Raw genomic sequence first — 20,751 nt, 5'->3', positions numbered from 1 at the left:
TTCTATGCCTTCTGGTGCGACCGCGACATGGCGCACCCGACGAGTTGCGAACACAGGGCAGCAAACGGGAGCCCTTCGGCCGCTGCTGCCTTAGGGACCAGCGATGTCGGGGTGAAGCCGGGCATTGTATTGATTTCGAGCAACCAGTGCGAACCTTCGCGGTCGAGCAGAAAATCGACTCGCGCCAGATCGCGCACACCCAGCGCGCGGGCCAGGGTCAGGGCCTCGGCACACACGCGCTCGCGGACGCCCGCGGGCAAGGCGGGATCGGTCGTGTAGACCGTGTCTGATCGCTGGTACTTCGCTTCGTAGTCGTACACGCCGCCAGCCGGCGCGATCTCGACGATTGGGAGCGCCCGAAGCGATCCCTCGCGCGCGAGCAGCGCCACGGTGAGCTCACGCCCCTCGATGTACTGTTCAACCATATAGCTTCGGTGCGGATTGGCGCTGAGGTCTTCGCGTGCCTGCTCAACAGCGTGCTCCCAATCGGCCCGGTCCCGGCACACATGCAGCCCGACGCTCGAACCGTCGTGGGTCGGCTTGAGGACGACCGGCGGGTCGATCGGTGCATGGTCGTCGCGCGGATCAAAAACAAATGCTGGAGCGGTACGAATCCCCAGCCGCGAGGCTTGCAGTTTGCATCCCATCTTGTCCATGCACGCCCGGGCAGCCCGCGGCCCGCAGCCGACGTACGGTCGGCCATCGACTTCGAGCAGATCCTGCAGCGGCCCGCCCTCGCCATACTGCCCATGCAGCACCGGAAACACCACGTCGCTCTCGATCGACCGCAACTCCGACAGGCTCAGACGATCGATCGTCCGTTCGATGACCGTGTACGTCGATGAGAGAGCCTGTGCGACCGAGCGGGCGCTGGTCAGGCTTACGGGGCGCTCCGCGTCAGGCCCGCCACCAAGCACCAGAACCCGTGTCATGGTTCTCGGCTCCAGACCACGACCTCGCGTTCGAGTCGCACGCCGAATCGGTCGAACACGCGCTCTTCGACTGCGAGCATGAGGACCAGCAGGTCGTTGGCTCGCGCGCCCGGGTGTGCGACAAGGAAGTTTGCGTGCACCGAACTGACTTCCGCCCCCCTGCAGCGCAGGCCCTTGCAGCCGGATCGATCGATCAAGAGTCCGGCGCTGACGCGCGCACCGGCAGGGGCAATGTCTTCGAGAGTGTCGATCAACATCGGATTCTTGAATGCACATCCCGCGCTCGACGCGGCCATCGGCTGGCTCACGCTCTTTTTTTCCATGCACGCGCGAAATCGAGCGCGAATTGCCCTGACATCATCGGGCAGAAGGGCAAACTCCGCCTTGGTGATGATGTACTCATCAAGCCCCGAACGGCGGTAGCCGAAGTCAATCTCCGCAGCCTCAAGCACTCGGCTTCGCCCCCGCTTGTCGATCGCATGCACCCGTGCAATCGAGGTGCAAATCTGCCCGAACGCGCCCCCGGCGTTCATGCGCACTGCACCGCCGACGCTGGCGGGAATTCCTCCGAGCACTTCGAGGCCCGACAAGCCCGCATTGCTCGTCAGCGTAATAAGCCGGCGCAGATCCACACCCGCGCCCGCGTGCACAAGGTGTGTTCGGGGATCGATCTCGACCTGCTTGTAGAAGTCGCTGGCCAGCGAGACGACAATCCCGCCCACGCCTTCGTCCGCAACGAGCAAGTTTGCACCCTCGCCGAGCACGCGCACGGGTTCGCCAGTTTCAATCGCCCATCTCAGGTCATCGTCCGATTGGGCGACGACCAGCGCGTCGGCACATCCGCCCACGCCGAACCATGTCGAGATCGGCGCATCGCGTTGTACTTCTCGCGTTTCTGCCGAACACGTCATCAGGCCTGTGCCTTTCCAAGAGACTTCATGAACTGATGTCCGACCTGCCACACCGGACCCGCACCCATGACGACCACCAGGTCACCATCGCGGGTAAACGTCCGAAGGTGCTCGACAATTGCATCGAACTGATTGATAAGCGAAGCTTCGACGCCTTTCTCTCGCAATTTCTCGACCAGATCCTGTGATGAAACCAATTGCTGCTCAGCCTGTGAATCGCGCACGAAGTAGATATCGGGGACAATCACCACATCTGCCTGCCCGAAACTCGTCGCGAACTCGCCAAGCAGGAAACGCGTTCGCGAGTGCTGATGAGGCTGAAACACGCAGATCAGCCGTCCGCCCCTGGCCTCGGGCGATTCTGCCTGACGCAGTGCTCGCAGCGTTGCATCTATCTCGGTTGGGTGGTGCCCATAGTCGTCGTACACTCGAACGACTCCACCGCCAGGCAAGACCCCGTCGCCCAACAGCTGCATGCGGCGATCCAGGCCACGGAACGCAGAGAGCGAGTGCTCGACCCTCGCTCGCTCGGCACCAAGCAACATTGCAAGCGCAGCTGCGGTGGCCGCGTTCATCGCGTTGTGCTCGCCGGGCATGTGGCCGATCCACTCCAGACGCAAGTCTTCGTGCCGCAGTGTCGTACGCCTCGATGCCGCGTCATAGGACACACACCAATCGGCAGCCGGGTTGAAGCCGATCGTCTCGACCGCGCACTCAAGCCCGGCCGTTACGACGCTGCGGTATGCGCCGTCGTGCGCGATCAATAGTTTGCCGCCCTGGCTTGCTGGCGGAACGCGGCGCGCAAAGACTGCGAAAGCCTCGATGATTGCATCGATCGAGCCATAGATATCCAGATGGTCGGCCTCGATGCTGCTGATCGAAGCGAGGGTCGGATACAGGTTGTGAAATGATCGGTTGAACTCGCAGGCCTCGCCAATGAGCAAGCCAGGCTTGCTCGCGAACGTGCCCAGCGGCACAACCTGCGCACCAATCCGCGACCCGACGGGTTCTTGGGCCTCACCCCCGAGGCTGCCGCGTCCGAGCTGTGCGCATGTCGCGCCCACGATCACCGACGGATCCAGGCCTGCGTCTATCAATACGCATCCCAGCATGGCTGTCGCGGTGCTCTTGCCATGCGTTCCTGCGATGGCGACGCCCGTGCGCCCGGACATCGCCAGTCCCAGCGCTTCAGCGTAAGTCATGATCGGCAGGCCTCTGACCTGGGCCTCGAGCACCAGTCGATGATCGCGCTTCACCGCAGCCGACATGATCAGCAGGTCCCGGTCCGCGGGCAACGTCGATTCGGGTCCGTCGTGCTCGACCATGATCCCTTCGGCGCTCAGCCTCTCGGTCAGGGCGGTAAGGCTCGAGTCGCTCCCCCGGACATGAGCGCCACCCGATCGCAGCAGCCTGGCAAGACCAGACATGCCACAACCGCCGATGCCGACCATGAAAGGCCTGCGGGCGCGGAAAACCTCGGACACCCAGTTGTTGATCGGCGTGGGCACGATAGATGGTAATGTGGAAGTGGTCACGAAGAATCTATCGGCTTGGCGGGCGAATCGGGGCGAGTCTCGGAAACAACAAGCCAAACACGCTATCCTCGCTCATCGTGCCTGACCCCGCAAACATCCTGCCCCAACTCACGAACCCGGGACCGCTCCCGTATCGACTCGCATGCCTCTGCGACTTGCGCGACGAGCAAGGGCGCGTTCTGCTCATTCGCCGCAAGAAGGAACCAAACTTCGGCTTGTGCTCGCCCATCGGTGGCAAACTCGACATGGAAACCGGGGAGAGCCCCGCCCAGTGTGCCCAGCGTGAGATCCGCGAAGAAGCTGGCATCGACATTCCCATCGACCGCATTCATCTTGCCGGACTGATCAGCGAGTGCGCGTTTGAAGGCCAGGGTCATTGGTTGCTGTTCTACTACCGCATCCTCGGCCCGGTTGCGGTCAAGGAAGGCCCCATGAAAGAAGGTCTGCTCGAATGGCACGAGCAGGACACCGTCTCTTCGCTCCCCTTGCCCGAGACCGACCGCCGAATTATCTGGCCCCTTGTCAAAAAGCACGAAAATTCCGGGCATGACGGCAAGCCTGGGTTCTTCGCACTACACATCGATTGTCGCCCCGGCGAACTGATCTGGTCGATTGAGCAGGAGTCGCCCTGAACGGCTTGGCCAGATTCCTAACAGGGTTCGAGATTGAACGGATTGCGGGTCTGAAGCGTACCTAAGATTTGTCATGGCCGGGTCAACGTTCGGCAATTCTTCACAGCGAGGGCTGATGCTGGGTGTGCTGCTCAGCCTGAGTGCCCATCTTGCAACCCTGGTGGTCTTCGCCTTGCCGAGCGACGCTTCGGGCGACCGCGCGGAGACGCCACGCCGCGCGATTGACTCCGAGCAGACCTCCCAAATTCGTCTCGGGGTGCAGAAGTCGAACGCGGTCACAGTCAACTGGGTTGGATTTGAAACGCCCACAGAGCATGTGGCGGAGCAATCGACGGTGGAGCAGGCGGCCCTGAGCCCCGAAATAGGGCAGGAAGTGACCGCAGCAGCCACTCCGATGATGACGCCCGAAGTTGCGGAACCAGCGGACGCGCAGCATCCGATCGAGGCAGCAGAAGCCACGCCGCCACAACCAAGCACCGAGCAGGCGCAGGCTGAGGCAGTCGGGTCGCTTGTGCCGATGGTTTCGACAATGGATGATGCCCCCCACCACGAAGTTGCGGAAGAAGTTGTAGCTGTAGCAGCCCCACCAGCGCAGGAATCGGTGGACCAGCCGGAGGTCAAACAGGCTGCCGAGGCCAGCCCGGCACCTTCGCAAGCCTCGGCACAGGGTTCACCGGGCGAAGAGGATCGGCGCGAGAGCGATGCCTCATCACTGAGCAAGTCGCTCGACTATCGTCCGGGCAGGCCTCTGGCGACGGAAGGGCTTGAGATCACGACTGTCCGTCCCCGCTACAGCGTGACGACCCGTTCGATCGCACGTCCGCGCGACCCTCACATCACAATCGAGTTTGACGCCAAGGGGTCGGTGAAGCGGGCATACTTTGCCAAGATCGAGGGGCGTGTTCGCAGCACCGGGCATGAACATGTCGACGGCCCGCTTCTGGACGCGATTTACCGCTGGAAGGCCGAGGGCCTGGCCATCAAAGATCTCAAGGGCGATCAGACCGTTGCGATCACGATTCGCGTGATTCTGGGGGCCGAGCAATGAGCCGACGTTTGATGGTTGCGTGTGGCGTTGCGCTCGCAGCCTCGACTGCCTGCGGACAGTTCGAACGCGACCGTGCTTCGGGGTGGAACTTTGACAGGTCGGTTGATGCCGGGTATTCCGACGTCGGGCCTCTGACAGCAAGCCTGCGTCTTGAAGGCTTTGACCTGCGCTCGCCCGACGACTGGGATCGCGTGTATCAGTTGAAGGGGATTGATGGCGATCTTTTCGCGCGGCGCAGCGGCGGGCTGACCGCAATCTTCGATCGCTCGCAGTACATCGACTCGCCTTATGGCACTCAGGCGAAGATTCCAGCCGGGACCATGTATGTGATCGGCGAACCTCCGCCATGGCTGCTCGAATCGCTTGGACTTGGTGGGCCTGACGAGGCGGCCGAACAACGGCGAGCGGACCATCGAGTGGAGACAGCCCTTGCGACACGCATTTCCATGCGATATGAGCCGACGATTGCAGCCGCGCCCGATGATGCACAGGTTCTGGCCGAAGCGCGACGCGATACATCGATCTGGTTCAACGACGAAGCACGACAAGCGCGCGTCAAGCGGCTGCTCGACCGCGCCCAGAAAGCAAGCAAGCGGGACTGAGACTTCTTAGCGGCGTTCGCTTTCCGTATCGCCGGCGATGGACTTGCGCATCGAGGTATCGGCGACGATGTTGCGCATGCGGTAGTAATCCATGATGCCCATATTGCCCGAGCGGAACGCATCGGCCATGGCCTTGGGAACCTCGGCCTCGGCAAGCACCACAATGGCGCGGTTTTTCTCGATTTCGGCTTTGAACTCCTGCTCTTGCGCAACAGCCATCGCACGGCGTTTTTCGGCTTCGGCCTGGGCTTTTCGCTTGTCAGCCTCGGCCTGATCGCCCTGAAGCTTCGCGCCGATATTGTCCCCGACGTCGATATCTGCGATGTCGATGGACAGAATTTCGTACGCCGTTCCGCCATCGAGGCCACGCGCCATCACAGCCTTGGAGATCCGGTCCGGATTCTCCAGCACCTGCTTATGACTTTCAGCCGAGCCGATGGCGGACACGATACCCTCGCCGACGCGAGCAATGATCGTTTCTTCGGTCGCACCGCCGATGAGGCGGGCGAGATTGGTCCGCACCGTGACCCGGGCGCGGGCCTTGAGCTGGATGCCGTCCTTTGCCACGGCGTCGATGGTCGTACGGCCCATCGCCACGTTCGGGCAGTCGATAACTTTCGGATTGACCGATGTATTCACAGCGTCGAAGATGTCGCGGCCGGCCAGATCGATCGAGCAGGCGGTGTCCCAGTCGAGATCGATGCGGGCGCGCTTGGCAGCGATGAGTGCGTTGACGACGTTGACAATCCGCCCGCCTGCCAGATAGTGCGTTTCGAGCTGGTTTGTTGAAGCCGCGATACCGGCTTTGACGGCACGGATGCGGCTCAGGACCACCGCCCGAGTATCGACCTTGCGGAAGCGCATGGCGATGATGTCGATCAGCGAAACTCGAGCACCCGACAGCAAGGCCTGAAACCACAAGCCCAGGAACTGGAAGATCGAGAAGAAGATGACAATCGCCACAAGTCCGACGATGATCCCGAGAATCCACCAAATAGTGTCTGACATGGTCGAGCAACTCCTGAATCAGGGTGATCCGCGAAGGTCATTCTAGTTCGTCCGGGGGTTGCGCACCGCTCGGACCTTGATCTGGTTCGGACGAGCCGAAACGACACGCACCGGCGAGCCCGCATCGATCAGCGCCCCCTCGGCCAGTGCTTCGTAACGCTGAGCATCAATGCGAACCTGCCCCACGGGTCTCAGGTCCGTGATGGCCACGCCTTCGCGCCCGACGAGCACTTCGTATTGCTCGACGATGCGGCGTTCCTGCTCCATCTGCTCGGCGACCTGTTCTTCGGTCGCTTCGCCGATCAGCCTGCGACCAAACGGCGTCGAAGGGAGGAGCGACAACGCAAAGAAAAATGTTGTTGGCCCGAGCACCAGAACGCTCAGCGCGCCCGCAAAGCCCCATCGCACGTCGTAGCGAAACAACGCAACGACACCCGCGATCGCGACGAGGATGGCAACTGTGCCGATGATCCCGCCCGAGGGAATGAACGCCTCGACGACGATCAGCAGGATGGAAATAGCAAGCAGGCCGATGCCCGCGTAGAGCAACGCTTCGGTCATGCCGGAAGATCTCCATGCGTAGGTTCGGTGGTCGCGGGGGGCTCGCCGGTCGCCTCGACCAGAACGCGCCAGGCATCGACCCCGACAACCCTGATGGGTGTTCCAGCGGCGATGAATCCCAGATCTGCTGTCACATCGACAAGATGATCCCCGATTTCTGCCTGCCCCACGGGCTTGAGATTGGTCGCGGCCACGCCTTCGTCACCAACGCGTACCTGGCCTGAGGTATCAAGGTCCATCATGGCAACGAGCGGCACAGGCTCATCGTTGTCGGTTTGCGCGGTCAGGATCAATCGATTGAGGAATGGAATTGTGCCAAAGTGCTTCGAGACGAAGTACATCCCAATCCCGGCCGTCAGCGCCCCCAGCACGATCGTGATCATGCCCGTGAAGGCTTCGCGTGCTGCCGAGTTAGATCCGGGGAACATGCCGGCGTTGTTGGGAATGAACGTTCCGATCAATCCGCCAAAGAGCGCGACAAACCCGACCACACCAAAGAAACCAAAACCGGGCAACACAAAGATTTCGATGGCGATGAGTGCGATGCCCAGGACAATGGCTCCGATCTCCCACCAACCCGCCATTCCGATGACGACGGGCGGCGCGATCAGGAGAAACCCCGCAGCCACGGCAATCGCACCGGGCAGAATCATGCCCGGACTCGTCATCTCGATAAACAGCGCGAGCAGAAAGACCGCAACAAGAATGCCGCGCACAACCATGCTTGTCAGAAACCGTGACGATCGCTCCGACCATGACTCATCGAGGCGAACGAGCGACGTCGCCCCAAAGAAGGCCAGCAGTTCGCTGTCGCTGCCAATGACAGAAGCCGCAAATCCGAGTTGTTGCATCTGGGCAGTCGACATCACGATCGGTGCGCTGCCGTCGGCAACATAGCCGACATAGTTCCATCGCCCCTGTTGGCTCTCATCAAAGACCGGGCGGGTGCTTTCTTCGCTCAGACGATCTGAAACAGCGGTACGCAGATCGGTGAGGCCTGGGGCGGCCGGCTGGAACTGCAGTTCGCGACTTATTGGGGTGCCCGGAGAATCCTCCGTGGCGGGGGCGGTCGCGGCCGGCGTGCGAGCATTGGTCACACGCGGAATCATCGGCATATCGCGCGGCGCATCGCGCATGAACACCCGCTCGAACTCGGCCTGATTGATCGCGAAGCGCTGTCCGGTCTCGCGCGATTCGACATACCACAACTCGACGCCATCGATCACGATCGCCTGAACCAGATACTCGTCAAACCCGCTGCGCCGGGCCGAATCGACCACGTCGGCGAGCAACGGCGGCAGGAGCTTGGTCCGTTCGTCGGGCGTAAGACCTCGCAATCCGATGCCTTGTCCTTGTTGTCGGCGCCCGATCGTGACTGGAAACGCGTCGCCCATGGCTGCGCTGGGCGAGACGACGATTTCGCGGCAGGCGATGGCGATGATCGCGCCGCCCGAGTAGGCCTTCGAATGAATCCACGCCACAGTATTTGGCACGGGACTGAGTTTGATTGCGCTCGAGAGATCAAGGACCGCGCCAAGTTCGCCGCCTTCGGAATCGATCTCGAAGACAATGGCATTGGCCCCGGCGGCGTGTGCGCGTTCGATTCGGCGCTTGACGCTGTATGTCGTGACGCCATCGATCATCCCGCTGATCGTGATGACCGCGACGTTGCTCGCCTGGCGAGCAGCAGGGATTGCGCGGGGCGGGGCCGAGTCGGGCTCGAAGGCCGCCAGGATCGTCGAACAGATCACCGTGCAAGCCAGAAGCACGCGTCGAAAGAAGCGGGGGCTGAAAGGTTGGTTCGGGCGTATGTGCATGGTCACATTGAGTATACGGGGACTGATCGCGACCGCCGCGACGAACTGTGAAACCACTCCGTTATTCCGCAGGCGCGGGCGGGGGTTGCACACCGATAAGGCTGAAATCTCCGAGTCCTTCGCGAGAGAGATACGCCACCAGTTCAATGAGCCTGCCCGACGCACCCTCCCGGTCAGCCGCGATGAGCAGTGCGGCATCGACTGCAACTTCACGCCGTGCCCGAATCGCCTCAGCCAGAGCTTCGAGCTCGATCGGTTCGCCCTCGAAGAACAGAGACCCCTGATTGTCGAGCACAATGGTAATGTTTGTGCCGCTCGGCTTGTCGCCGGTGTTGATCGAGGGCAGTTTGATGTCAAGAACATCAGCCCGCACGAGCAATACAAGCGAGAAGATAAAGAACGTGAGCAGCAGAAAGATGACGTCGATCAAGGGCGTCATCTCCAACCGAACATCCGGACTTGTGCGACGAAACCGAATCATGTCTGCGACCGATCCTTGAGGACGTACTGCCGTCCACCCCACCGCGTCGGGACGCCTCTCGCCAGCTCCTTGCCCGCCCGGGCCAGAATCCCGCCAACCAGCCACGACCCTATCGGGTGACAAACAATAGCCCACAGCGGCGATCGCCCGGCCTTTGCCGCCACAAGCAGCGCGGCGAGCCATACAAGAAGTCCGGCACCGGCGAACGCAATCGCCGCAACGCGCAGCGGATCCCAGCCCCCATCAATCCCAAGCCCCATCGCCAGGCACAACACGCCACACAGAGGAAGTGCGGTTCCTGTCGAGCGAGCCACCAATGACGCGTGCACAAGCCTGCGCGACTTGCGGTTGGCTGCCTCGATGTAGATCCGCTTCCAACCCTCGCGGAACTGACCCCATGTGTCATACATGCGGCAAGACATCGCTTCCCCCGCGAGCAGAAGCCCGGTTCGGAGGCCAGCCCGCGCAAGCAGCCTTGCAAACGCAATGTCTTCGAGCAGTGCCTCTCGCACCGCTTCGTGCCCGCCGATCTCGCGGTACGCTGAGGCGCGGAACATCATGAATTGCCCGTTTGCGAATGGCCTCTGCCGATCACCTTCGTGATTGGCGCGTAAGAGCGGGTACTGCCGCATCAGTTCGAGTGTTGCGGCTGGCTGTGCGACCTTTTCGAACCAGTGTCGTGTCGAGAGGGTGCTGAGCAGGCTGAGCATGTCCAGCCTGCGCTCATCGAGCAACACAGCGCACGCCCGCAGACACTCGGGATGAAATGAGCAGTCCGCGTCCGAAAACACAAGCAGGTCAGCGTCCGCAGCAGCCCGCGATCGGCTTGCGCCCGACCACGCCGCATGCACCTTTCCTGCCCACTCCGGCGGGCAGGAATCAATCAACACAATCTCGAAGCGATCATCGTCTCCGATCGCTGCGCGGGCGATGCTTTCGGTGTCGTCGGTGCATCGATCAAGAGCGAGTACGAATCTCGCCGATGCGTCATTTTGGGCGCGCATTGATGCCACAAGTGCTCCGATGTTCGAAGCCTCGTTGTGAGCGGGCACGATCATGCACACGCGATGTCGAGCGGGCGACTCGCGGCCCAGGGCGCTCCCGGCGGTCGGAAGGCCCGCCAAAGTACCCGCCGCATGCACGAGCGCGACGCTCCAGTAGACCAGCAGCCCGATCGACCCGAGAGTCAGGATCATGAGCACAATCGCGGTCGGCAGCGGAATGGACGCGAGGCTGGACGTCATGTCGATGAGCCTAGCCGCCCCATGTGCTGCCCGATGTTCCGTTCATGGTCAGCGTTTGCGAATCGTGATCTTGCCGTTGGACGTGCTCAACTTCGAAGGCTCGGCATTCGCCGACTCGCCCAGATTGACGCTCAGGTTCCGCGCCTTGGTCGTGATGTCGCCCGTCTGCTCAAGACCGAACACGGAAATCGAGCCGTTGGATGTTGACGCTGCGAGCGAACCCGCCAGCGCGGGGCCAAATTCCAGAGTGATGCTGCCGTTGGAGGTTGTCGCACTGACCGGCCCGGCACTTGCATCAGTCAGCGACAGATTCACCGATCCATTCGACGACGTTGCACTCACGCTTCCGCCAGCCTCGACAATCTCGATGCGCCCGTTGCTGGTTCTTGCGGTCGCATTGCCATCGAACCCGGTGAGCGTGATCGCGCCGTTGCTGCTGCGGGCCTTGACGTTGCCGGAGAATCCCGAAGCGGTGATGCGGCCATTGCTGGTGGTCAGGTCCAGATCGTGCCCGAGATTTTCGACATGCAGCGCGCCGTTGGATGACACCAGCGTGACCTTCCTGGCTTCTGGCAACTGCACGATGAACGAGCAAGATTCGCTGCCGTGCCGCTTGTCGTCGGGCCATTGCACGTTGATGGAAACATGGTCGTCTTCGCGATGCACGATCGCACTGACGGCGTCGAGCCTCTCTTGCGTCTGCATGCGAAAGTGTGCAACCACAACGATCTCGTCGCCCAGAACCTGTTCAACACGGACAGATCCGTTTGTTGTGCGGACCTCGAGAGATGGAGCGGGCGTGGCGGGGCTGCGCAGTTCGTCCGTGCGCTCGAAGCGAGCCTGGGTCTGTCCACCACAGCCGGCGGCATATACAAGGACAACGATTGTTAATACAGACGCTGCCAAACGCGAGAGCAAAACCATGAGCATCTCCTTCTTGCCAACCCTGCCGAGTATTGATAGTAGTAGTAATCAAGGCATTCCGATTTCGCTTGCGCCGCTACGATCGACCCGTGCAGCCGACCCAATCCAACTCTTCGCGCCGCTACGACGTGGTTTTCTGTGACGTTGATGGCTGCTTGATGCCCGAGGACTCATCACCAGCCGATGTCGCAGCACTGGTCGAGATTGCTGCGTACAACGCCAGGGCGCAAGCCCAGCATGATCGCCCCGTGTTGGTTCCGTGCACCGGCCGCCCACAGCCCTACGCCGAAGCCGTGTGCCGACTGTTGGGTTGTTCATCGCTGCCTGCAATCTGTGAGAACGGGGTCTGGTTCTACGATTTTGCGGCACACCGCTGGGAGATGAACCCGGCCATCACGCGTGGCGATCGCGAGGTGATCCGCGATCTTGAGCGATGGGTCGAGATCGAGCTCGGCCCGAGGGGCTGTTATCTTCAGCTTGGCAAATCTGCTGCCGTGACGATCTTTCATGTCGATGTGTCATACCTCGAGCGCGAGATCGTGCCGATGCTGCGCGACTTGATCGCTGGCCATGCGTGGCCCCTGCGTGTTTCCATGACATGGACGTGCATCAACTGCGACCTTGCGCACGTCAGCAAGGGATCGGCCATCGACCAGCTGATCGAGCGTTACCGCCTCGACCCGGCCCGCCTCGCGGGCATCGGCGACACCCTCGGCGACCTTGCGATTCGCGAGCGCGTCGCCTGGTTCGGCTGCCCCGCCAACGCTGCGAGCGAACTCAAGCCTCACGCAGACATGGTCGCCACGCGTGCGCTGGCCGAAGGAGTCATCGACCTTCTCAACACAATCGGGTGATATCCCCCCATAGTGGTGTGTAAGCGTGCGATTAAGTCGGCGGATGACTGGCATTTTCCCCAAGCGAGCGCACAGTGTGCGAACGGTGTTTCAACAAGTGGGCTATGGAGAAAAGGAGATGATCATGCGCGGTGCAGTTCTTGTTGCGGTTTGCGGGTTGGTTGGTGGGGCACAGGCTTCAATTTTTCACTTTGTGGCTCACATTGACGGGGCTCAAGATAACACCCCGAGCCCAGCAACCGGGGTGAGCTTCGGGCAGTACGACTCAGTCGCGAATACATATTCGTTCGACTGGAGCATCACGGACAACCTCATCGGAACGCCTGCTACGCCCGGCGCGCACATTCACAATGCTGCTGAGGGAAGCAATGGCCCGATCGTGTTCCATTTCAGCAACCCCGATGGAACGTGGCCTCTGGTCGGAAGTGCCACTTGGAACAATGTTCCCGCTGCAATGGTCGATGAACTTTTCGCTGGTCGGCTCTACGTCAACTTCCATACGACAGCACATCCGGCAGGCGAAGTGCGCGGGCAGATCTACTTGATTCCATCTCCCGCTTCCGCGGTGCTGTTTGGCATCGGAGCGCTTGCGCTTGTCCATCGTCGTCGGTGAGCCCAGTCGGGGTCAAAATCCCGGATACGATCAGTCGTGGACCCGGACGACCATGTCTGCCTGTGCTTTCGCGTGTCGCTGCGCAAGATTCGCACCTACCTCAACCGCGAGGATCCGCCGGTTGCTTCGCTGATCTCGGAGTGTCTGAGCGCGGGCACGGGGTGTGGTTGGTGTGTGCCGTTCCTGAAGAAGTTGCACGACGACCACGCTGCAGGCCGGACGCCCGACCTGCGCATAAGCCCCGAGCGATATGGCCAGGAGAGACAGGTTTACCGCGACACAGGTGCGCGCCCGGAAGAAGATGAGTCATCATCCGACGAGCCGCGGACTACGTGATTACAGCCCCAGCGCCTCGGCCATCGCACGCCCCATATCGGCGGGGGTTTCTGCGACTGTCACACTGGCGTCGCGCAGCGCGGCGATCTTGCTCTCAGCGGTGCCCTCGCCGCCCGAAATGATCGCTCCTGCGTGCCCCATTCGCTTGCCCGGGGGAGCGGTGCGGCCAGCGATAAACGCGGCAACCGGCTTGGTGATTTCATCCTTGATGTACGCAGCGGCAGCCTCTTCGTCGGTGCCGCCGATCTCGCCGATCATGAGAATACCTGCTGTATCGGGGTCATCCTGAAAGAGCTTGAGCGCATCGATATGGCTCAGTCCGCGCACCGGGTCTCCGCCGATTCCGATGCATGTCGATTGTGCGAGGCCCAGATTTGACGTCTGCCAGACTGCTTCATAGGTCAGCGTGCCCGAGCGGCTCACGATTCCGACGGCCTTGCCGCTCTTGGCTTCGGAGATGTGAGTATGGATGTACCCGGGCATGATGCCAATCTTGCACCCAGCGTTGGTGTAGGGGTCCTTGCCGCTACTTCCCGAGCCAGTCTTGGGGCCAGGCGTGATAATGCCGGGGCAGTTTGGGCCGATGAGCGTGAAGAGGCTCTGGCGCGGATGAACGTCGGCTCCGCGAGCAGCGAGATTCCGCTCGTCGAGGATCGCTCGCACCTTGACCATGTCCTGCACCGGGACGCCTTCGGTGATCGCACAGATCAATTCGATTCCCGCGTCCATGGCTTCGAGAATCGCATCCATCGTGAAGGCGGGCGGGACGAAGATCATCGTGGCGCTTGCGCCGGTCTCCTGTACTGCCCGCTCGACGGTGTCGAAGATCGGAAGGCCGTTGTCGTCCTTCTGGCCCCCTTTGCCGGGCGTCACCCCGCCGACCATTTTGGTGCCATAGTGGTAACAACCACGAGTGTGGATTGCACCGAATGAGCCGGTGATGCCTTGGCAAATGACACGAGTATCGGCGTTGACCAGAATCGCCATCTTCAACCTCCAGGAGTCCAACCCGTTCGAGCGGGTTGTAAGCCTAGGTGCCGGTTGATCGCGAGGCTGTACTCGGTGAGTTTCAAGGGCGGGGGAGCGTTGGGCTGGACTTCTTCGAGGACCACGGCATGCGATCAATGAGCCGAAGCTCTTTGGGGGTAAAAAGGCTCGTGCGCTCAACCGCACCGATCAGACACAGAGTCGCCGCGACAAACCCGATGAGGTCCAAGAAGAGATACAGAGCGCGAGGCGTTGCTTGGGGTTGGATCGTGCTAAACAGTCCGACACACTGATCCGGGGTTTCAGACTCCAACCGGCGACACGATCTTCGCTTATACTTCGGCCAGGAAGGCACACACGGGAGAACACATGCGCGCCATTGTCACCGGGCAGATCGGGCTCGATAAGAAATCGTACCTGAACGCCGTCCGTCGCTTTGCGGGCGAGCAGGGCGAAACCATCCAGATCTATAACGTCGGGGACATGATGTATGCCGAGGCTCCGGACGTTCGGCCCGGGCGCATCCTCGACCTGCCGCTGAGCCGCCTCAACTCGCTTCGCCGCGCAGCCTTTAAGGACGTGATCGCTGATTCGCGTGAGCACACCAATGTGATTGTCAACACGCACGCGACTTTCCGCTGGAGGCACGGTCTCTTCGCTGCGTTCGACTTTGATCAGGTCCGTAAACTCGAGCCCACCGTCTTTATCTGCCTCGTTGACAACATCGAGGTGGTGCACCACCGCCTGCACGCTGAGCACGATATCGACGCCACGCTCAAGGACTGCATGGTCTGGCGCGAAGAGGAAATCCTCGCGACAGAACTCATGAGCCAGGCCATCCCCGGCAGCCGGTTCTACATCGTCAGCCGCGGGCGCCACAGCGAGACGTATCGCACGATGTTCCAACTCGTCTGCCGCCCGCAGATGCGCAAGGTCTACCCAAGTTTCCCGATGAGCCACGTCGCGGACATGCCCGAAGTTCAGGCCGAGATCGACAGTTTTCGCTCTGCTCTGGCGCAACACTTCGTGACCTTCGACCCCGGCGATGTCGATGAGAAACTCCTGCTCGATCGCGCCCTTGAGGCTGTCAAGCAAGGGCGAGACTTCTTCGACCACATGCCCCACCAACTCGGAGGCGTGCAGTCAGAGATGGAACCCATCCGTATGCGCACACGCGAGGTCCTCGACATCGCCGGCGATATCGACGGCCAGATCTATATGCGAGACTTCAAACTCATCGATCAGGCCGACATGATTTGTTCGTATGTCCCCGAACTCTCGGGCGAAGGCGGGAAGTCGATTCCGGGCCTTTCCAGCGGAGTGGAACGCGAACTGCAGCACGCATGGGAACACGCCAAGGAGGTCTATGTGGTCTGGAAACCCTCCAAGGCTCCGAGCCCATTCATCACCGAGACCGCAACCAAGGTCTTCGCATCGGTTGACGAGGCGCTGAATTTCTTTGAAGAGGAAGGCATGTTTGCGCAGCGCAATCTCTTCGGCCACTGATCTCAGCGACTCGTTCGACCTCGCGCCCGCCTTGCCGGTTCACGTGACCCGTCAACACCCCAGCACAAACGCCCGCTCGGCCCACAGTTTCTCGACGCGCTCACGAAACGAAGGCCGCTCGGGCAGGTGCATGCCGCACCCGACAAGCAGTTCGATCATGCCCAGATAATCGCTCAGCGCGATGTACTCGCGACCAACGCGAGGCGTGGTTGCGTTGGTTCCCGCCTGCACAGCGTCCAGGTCCGCCATGTTGTGATAGTTGCCCAGTGGCAGGCACACGCATGTTGACTGGTAGCCATACGCACAGAACACACTTGCCTCGCACGCACCACCAGCCATCAGTTTGCGTTGCCATCGCCAGGCCGGAGCTTCGCTGTGCTTCTGCGCAGCCGTGACCATCGAAGGCCCACCCGCGATATCTTCCGCGACCTTGGCCACAGCACCCGTCAGTTCCGGCGAGAACACGCTTACGCGGTCTCCAACGCGCACGATTGGGCCGCCACCGATCGGCGAGTCGGCAAAGCTCCGGCTGTTCTCGAGCGCGATGACGCGAGCGTTCTTGGGCATTGTTTCATCACGACTCGCGCCGATTGCGCCAACAAACCCGATCTCCTCAGCCCGAGTGAAGAGCAGCCTCACGTCACCCACCGCCTCGCCCGCGTCGCGTACGGAGCGCAATTCCTCCATAGTGCTCAGCGCAGCTGCCACAGCTGCCAGGTCGTCGCACGCGTTGGTGTGCAGGACGCCGTCGATCACTTCCTGCATCGGCAGATCCCACACAGCCACATCTCCGATGCGAACGCCGTCGAGCGGGCCGGCAAGTTCCGCGACGTATCTCTTGAACGGTTCCTGAGGCCCATCGCTCGGGCCGCAAAGCCTCGCGCGCTGCATCGCAGTCGCGCCGCGATACACCACCACCGACGCATCAACAAAGTAGTCGTCCATCACCCCGCCGCGAAAACTCACTTCAAGGCTCGTCGGCCCGAGTACGCGCTCGACGACAAACGCGGGATGATCGAGGTGGGCCGTGATATAGATCGGAGCGTCACTACCCCAAGGCTCCCTGGCTCGCAGCGTCAGGTTTCCGTGCGCATCGCGTTCAAGGCACAGGTCTTCGCGCTGCTCTGCCCAGCGCTCGATGTACTCAATGACTCGGCCCTCGTGTCCCGCAGCTGTCGGCAGACGGGTCAACTCATTGAGCCATCGAAGGTACAAGGCGCGACGATGATCGGCAATGCTCATGCCCCATCGTACGCCCGCGCGTCAATCCACCCGGCGCGGCGAGGCCGACGCAACCATCCGAATCGTCGGCGCGTCCAGATCTGCCGCGACAGCAGCGTCCTGAAGATCATTGGGCTGCACCACCATGTCAACCGTCACCCGCTTGAGCCGCGGGCCAACGTCATACTCCATGATGAAGTTGAGTTGCGTCAAGCCGCGTATGAGCGGCCGCGTCTGTTCTTCGACCAGCGTCTCGCCCTCAAATGTTGAGAGTGTGTAGATCAGATCAAACGAGCCATCATTCTCCTGGCGACTCAGTGTCGTGACCCGCCTCACCCCGGTGATCGCGTTGCTGTACGACACAAACTCCATCCAGTCCGACTCGATCATTGGCGTAGTCAGCGGGTTGATCGGATACGGCCCGAACTCATCGCCGTTACGAATCATGGCCATCAATCGCTGCATCACGATGCGCGAAACAACATGCGTCGACGCCGACTCGCTTGTGACCTTGTACGACTTGAAGCTCGCATCAAGAGCGGCCAACGTGGCGGTCAGAAGCGTTGATGTGATCACGAGCGCAATCAGCAGTTCAATGATGCTGAACCCGCGCCTTGTACGAACTCTACTCATCGATTGCCCTCCTGATACGAACCCGCCCGCGGCGCGACCTGGAGCGGCAGTCGAAGCCCGCTGGGTAGCGTCATGTCCGGGTCATACGACAACTCGATGCGGCCGTACCCATGGAAAGGCACCGGCACAGCTCCTGCATTCAGCTGCGCCTGCGTCGGTGTTTCGGTCGGTCCGAGATCCGCAAGCCCGTCGCCATTCAGATCCCATCCCACGATCCGCACACCATTGTGCAGCGGCAGACTCTCGGGATCCATCGATTCGTAGTCCCCGTCCTCGGGGCCGAAGTATCCGATCGACGCGTTGAACCCCGCGGGATTCCCGATCGGGTTGCCCGCCACATCGACCAGCGGTCCTTCACCATGCACCGGCTTGAATGTGAGCAGCAGCGCGCCCTTGATCGACGCATTCCCGCGAATATCCAGCACGCCCGCGATGATGGCGCCCGTCAGACGAACATCCTGCTCCGGCGGCGAGTTGAATGTACCGATGTCCACCGAATAGTTCGGCAGCATCATCGAACTCTTTGCCAGCTCGCGCACATCCTCCGGGTCCGGGTTGTGCAGGCCCGACTGCGGGAAGTCAGGGTGTGACAGCGAAAAACGAGTCGCGCCAGTAAACTGCAACTTGTTGCGCACCTGCGTGTAGTTCACCGGCGTACGCCCCACGACCGAGCCCACAATCAGGCAATCGTGGAACCGAATGTTGTTCGAGAACTTTTTCGTATCGGTTACACGCTTGCCGCCAATGACAAGCGGGTTCGGCAAAGCCGCGTACGCGTCATTCGTGTAGTTGATGATGTCCGGAACCAGCACGTCACCCTTGTCCATCGGCGAGACAGCCTTCTCAAGCACCTGCTGTGGCGGGCGTGCTGTATCGGGAAGGTACGGAGCGCCAATCACATTGGCAGGGTTGTCGCCTGCGTTCGGCCCATACGTCACACGCTCAAACGCCGGCACCGGGTATCCAAGCGTTTCGTTCATCACCATCTGGCCAAACAAAGTCCAATGCGGGTGGGTGTTCTCGATTGACGTTTCCACCAGTGTCGAGCCAATGAACTCGCAATCGACAAACAACGCGTTGAGCCCGAGCGGAATCACGACATTGCGGAACCGGAATCGCCTGAAAACCGGGCGGTAGTACCAATCGGCATAGTTTGGGCTGTTGAACGGCGACTTCTCGAAATACGCGTCCGCCGCATTATCGGGGATGCCGTCCAGATTCGCATCGGGCCACACAGCAGTGAAATGCGGCGAATTCGGTCCGCCTGGGTTGTTCGCCGTTTGCCAGAGTGTCAGTGAGGCAACATCAGTTCCCAGTTGAGCTGCGACTTGTGTCCAGAAAGCATCGCCCGACGCTGCCGCCATCAGCGCGTTCTCGGTGTCGCTGAAGCTGTCAACGTTGATTTCGGGCAGCATCGCGTCTGGTGCATCAAAAATCAACGGGCTCTGGTTGTCTTCTGGCCTGACGGGGCCTCGCAATTTCGGGCCGTATGCGCCACGTTCCGCGACCCACTCGTTCGCATTCACACGGAACACCACCCGTCCGTTCACTTTCGCGTACTGGTCCATCGCGTCGATGTACCCGTCGCGATACCCCAGTTCCAGATCGCGGTATGTATTGGTCCGCGAATCGAAATCAAGCAGAATGTCGACGCCGGGGTCGTAGCGACCATTGTCATTGACGTCTTCATACCCGAAGACGCCGTTCCGATTACGGTCAGGGTTGCCGCCGTCGAGCAGCAATGCCAGGTCATCATCAAGGGTGAACTCAGGAGTTGCACCCGCAGCCTCCGCCGGCGTTCCGGCGATCAGCGCCGCGCTCAGCGTCACGCGCTTATCGCCATCGGCATCAAAGTGCCGAATAAAGATGTCAAACTCGTCGACGAATCCGTCCTCGGTGACGTCCACAAAGGCGTAGTCTGCCTCGCCGTTCTGGCTGTAGTCCGTCTCGTTCGAAGGAATCCCCTGCGACTCGATCGGATGCCCGACGCGCAGACGATTGTCGCCATCTACGTCATAAGCGTCTACGCCCGCGAAGAAGTCCGTCAATTTCTGGTCGAGCACCGGATCAAGCCCGAAAAAGTCCGATCGGATAATCAGCGGATCGCCCATCTCGAACTCGATATCGTCGAATCGCGCACCCAGGTCCCCGACCACGCGCACGTTCTTGCCGATCATGATCTTGTTTGGGCTGATGATCGCGTGGTTCACGCGCTTGACCAGGCGGTAATCACGGCTCACTGTGCGCCGGATCGGCTCATTGTTCCGCCGATAGTCGAAGTCAAACCCGTCAACGATCACGCGAATGTGCTGGCCATCGGCAAGTGGTGCGTACCGAATCTGAAACGCAGGCGGGAGCGAACCTTCGCTTAGTGGAGCCTCGATGGCCACCGCGGGCGTGTACACCCAGTGCGTCGCCAGGTATTCGTTGTTATCAACACCCGCCGGTGCCGAGCCGATCAGTGCCGAAGCGATGAACGACCCGCCCGAGATGATGTTCAAGTCCGAGTTGTGATGGTTCACCAGCGCCTCGGCCAGACCTGCGGGCGGATTCACTTCCGAATACCCGCTCGCCGGCGGCAGCACGCTGTGATCGCCAATCGCAGCACCGTTGCCCGTCCACAGACCCCACGTAAACGCGCTGTCGATATCGCTCTGCGACACGACAAACCTTCGGGAAGCGCCCAGCAGCCGGCCTTCCGCCACGGCCAAACCTGTCTCAGCAGCCGACATGGCCCGCATGACGTGCAGGTGCATCGCCGCAGTTCGAATGTTCCCTGTACTCGCAATCGCCATCGCCGCGACGAGCGATCCGAAGATGATCAGAAACATCATCGCCAGCACGGACGCAACGCCCTTGCGCGTCCATTGCCGTTTTCCAGACTTGTGCATCTTCTTGTGCATGAT

At 61.1% G+C, this 20,751-nt stretch carries 20 protein-coding genes; 7 read left to right on the top strand and 13 right to left on the bottom strand.

All coding sequences use genetic code 11. The features are described from left to right. Positions 1 to 2 precede the first annotated feature (2 nt). Genes KF757_00655 through KF757_00645 form a run of 3 tightly spaced genes read right to left on the bottom strand, consistent with a single transcriptional unit; the run spans position 3 to position 3,351 of the window. Positions 3 to 932 carry a D-alanine--D-alanine ligase gene (locus KF757_00655; GenBank protein MBX3321477.1) on the bottom strand — a complete coding sequence of 310 codons (930 nt, stop codon included), beginning with the start codon at positions 930 to 932 and terminating at the stop codon, positions 3 to 5. After that, complete coding sequence (gene murB, locus KF757_00650) at positions 929 to 1,843, bottom strand: UDP-N-acetylmuramate dehydrogenase (protein ID MBX3321476.1); 915 nt, start codon at positions 1,841 to 1,843, stop codon at positions 929 to 931. The genes KF757_00655 and murB overlap by 4 nt, the downstream gene beginning before the upstream one ends. Then, positions 1,843 to 3,351, bottom strand: a complete 1,509-nt coding sequence (locus KF757_00645; GenBank protein MBX3321475.1) for a hypothetical protein — start codon at positions 3,349 to 3,351, stop codon at positions 1,843 to 1,845. The genes murB and KF757_00645 overlap by 1 nt, the downstream gene beginning before the upstream one ends. An 11-nt stretch (positions 3,352 to 3,362) precedes the next feature. Between KF757_00645 and KF757_00640 the strand changes: the two genes are divergently transcribed. The 3 genes from KF757_00640 to KF757_00630 all read left to right on the top strand — a co-directional run bounded on the left by KF757_00640 (position 3,363) and on the right by KF757_00630 (position 5,660). Next, a complete protein-coding gene (locus tag KF757_00640; GenBank protein MBX3321474.1) occupies positions 3,363 to 4,010 on the top strand; it encodes an NUDIX domain-containing protein in 648 nt (215 codons plus the stop codon). 73 nt (positions 4,011 to 4,083) lie between these two features. Next, positions 4,084 to 5,058, top strand: a complete 975-nt coding sequence (locus KF757_00635; GenBank protein ID MBX3321473.1) for a hypothetical protein — start codon at positions 4,084 to 4,086, stop codon at positions 5,056 to 5,058. Next, the gene (locus KF757_00630) at positions 5,055 to 5,660 is read left to right on the top strand and encodes a hypothetical protein (protein MBX3321472.1); all 606 of its coding nucleotides are present in this window, start codon (positions 5,055 to 5,057) and stop codon (positions 5,658 to 5,660) included. Before KF757_00635 ends, KF757_00630 begins: the two co-directional genes overlap by 4 nt. Before the next feature lie 6 nt (positions 5,661 to 5,666). Here KF757_00630 and floA read toward each other — a convergent pair whose 3' ends face one another. The 6 genes from floA to KF757_00600 form a co-directional block, all read right to left on the bottom strand. After that, complete coding sequence (gene floA, locus KF757_00625; GenBank protein ID MBX3321471.1) at positions 5,667 to 6,668, bottom strand: flotillin-like protein FloA; 1,002 nt, start codon at positions 6,666 to 6,668, stop codon at positions 5,667 to 5,669. A 42-nt stretch (positions 6,669 to 6,710) separates the two neighbouring features. Further along, complete coding sequence (locus KF757_00620; GenBank protein ID MBX3321470.1) at positions 6,711 to 7,229, bottom strand: hypothetical protein; 519 nt, start codon at positions 7,227 to 7,229, stop codon at positions 6,711 to 6,713. Then, positions 7,226 to 9,046, bottom strand: a complete 1,821-nt coding sequence (locus tag KF757_00615; GenBank protein MBX3321469.1) for a hypothetical protein — start codon at positions 9,044 to 9,046, stop codon at positions 7,226 to 7,228. Before KF757_00615 ends, KF757_00620 begins: the two co-directional genes overlap by 4 nt. 61 nt (positions 9,047 to 9,107) lie before the next feature. Beyond that, on the bottom strand, positions 9,108 to 9,527 hold the full coding sequence (locus KF757_00610; GenBank protein ID MBX3321468.1) for a biopolymer transporter ExbD: 420 nt from the start codon (positions 9,525 to 9,527) through the stop codon (positions 9,108 to 9,110). After that, the gene (locus KF757_00605; protein MBX3321467.1) at positions 9,524 to 10,771 is read right to left on the bottom strand and encodes a glycosyltransferase; all 1,248 of its coding nucleotides are present in this window, start codon (positions 10,769 to 10,771) and stop codon (positions 9,524 to 9,526) included. Before KF757_00605 ends, KF757_00610 begins: the two co-directional genes overlap by 4 nt. Before the next feature lie 48 nt (positions 10,772 to 10,819). Next, a complete protein-coding gene (locus tag KF757_00600) occupies positions 10,820 to 11,695 on the bottom strand; it encodes a DUF4097 family beta strand repeat protein (protein ID MBX3321466.1) in 876 nt (291 codons plus the stop codon). Between the two features lie 158 nt (positions 11,696 to 11,853). On the opposite strand from KF757_00600, the gene KF757_00595 reads away from it, so the two are divergent. The 3 genes from KF757_00595 (at position 11,854) to KF757_00585 (ending at position 13,498) form a co-directional block, all read left to right on the top strand. After that, a complete protein-coding gene (locus tag KF757_00595; GenBank protein MBX3321465.1) occupies positions 11,854 to 12,549 on the top strand; it encodes an HAD hydrolase family protein in 696 nt (231 codons plus the stop codon). Positions 12,550 to 12,673: 124 nt separating this feature from the next. Continuing rightward, positions 12,674 to 13,162, top strand: coding sequence for a CHRD domain-containing protein (locus KF757_00590; GenBank protein ID MBX3321464.1), 489 nt, complete (start codon positions 12,674 to 12,676; stop codon positions 13,160 to 13,162). Positions 13,163 to 13,198: 36 nt separating this feature from the next. Further along, positions 13,199 to 13,498 carry a (2Fe-2S)-binding protein gene (locus KF757_00585; GenBank protein ID MBX3321463.1) on the top strand — a complete coding sequence of 100 codons (300 nt, stop codon included), beginning with the start codon at positions 13,199 to 13,201 and terminating at the stop codon, positions 13,496 to 13,498. Here KF757_00585 and sucD read toward each other — a convergent pair whose 3' ends face one another. Continuing rightward, positions 13,499 to 14,485, bottom strand: coding sequence for a succinate--CoA ligase subunit alpha (gene sucD, locus KF757_00580; GenBank protein MBX3321462.1), 987 nt, complete (start codon positions 14,483 to 14,485; stop codon positions 13,499 to 13,501). Positions 14,486 to 14,854: 369 nt separating this feature from the next. Here sucD and KF757_00575 point away from each other — a divergent pair, with 369 nt between their 5' ends. Further along, positions 14,855 to 15,991, top strand: a complete 1,137-nt coding sequence (locus KF757_00575) for an AAA family ATPase (protein MBX3321461.1) — start codon at positions 14,855 to 14,857, stop codon at positions 15,989 to 15,991. 51 nt (positions 15,992 to 16,042) lie between these two features. On the opposite strand, the gene KF757_00570 is transcribed toward KF757_00575, so the two are convergent. The 3 genes from KF757_00570 to KF757_00560 are packed head-to-tail and all read right to left on the bottom strand — an operon-like array spanning position 16,043 to position 20,748. Further along, entirely contained in the window at positions 16,043 to 17,233 is a 1,191-nt protein-coding gene (locus tag KF757_00570; GenBank protein MBX3321460.1) for a hypothetical protein, read from the bottom strand. Positions 17,234 to 17,254: 21 nt separating this feature from the next. Further along, positions 17,255 to 17,845 carry a prepilin-type N-terminal cleavage/methylation domain-containing protein gene (locus KF757_00565; protein MBX3321459.1) on the bottom strand — a complete coding sequence of 197 codons (591 nt, stop codon included), beginning with the start codon at positions 17,843 to 17,845 and terminating at the stop codon, positions 17,255 to 17,257. Beyond that, on the bottom strand, positions 17,842 to 20,748 hold the full coding sequence (locus KF757_00560) for a hypothetical protein (GenBank protein MBX3321458.1): 2,907 nt from the start codon (positions 20,746 to 20,748) through the stop codon (positions 17,842 to 17,844). The genes KF757_00565 and KF757_00560 overlap by 4 nt, the downstream gene beginning before the upstream one ends. Between the last annotated feature and the right edge of the window lie 3 nt (positions 20,749 to 20,751).

The sequence above is a fragment of the Phycisphaeraceae bacterium genome, from assembly GCA_019636795.1.
Taxonomy (GTDB): Bacteria; Planctomycetota; Phycisphaerae; order Phycisphaerales; family UBA1924; genus JAHBWW01.
Note: the sequence above shows the minus strand (reverse complement) of the source record. Positions and strands in the feature narration are given on the sequence as shown.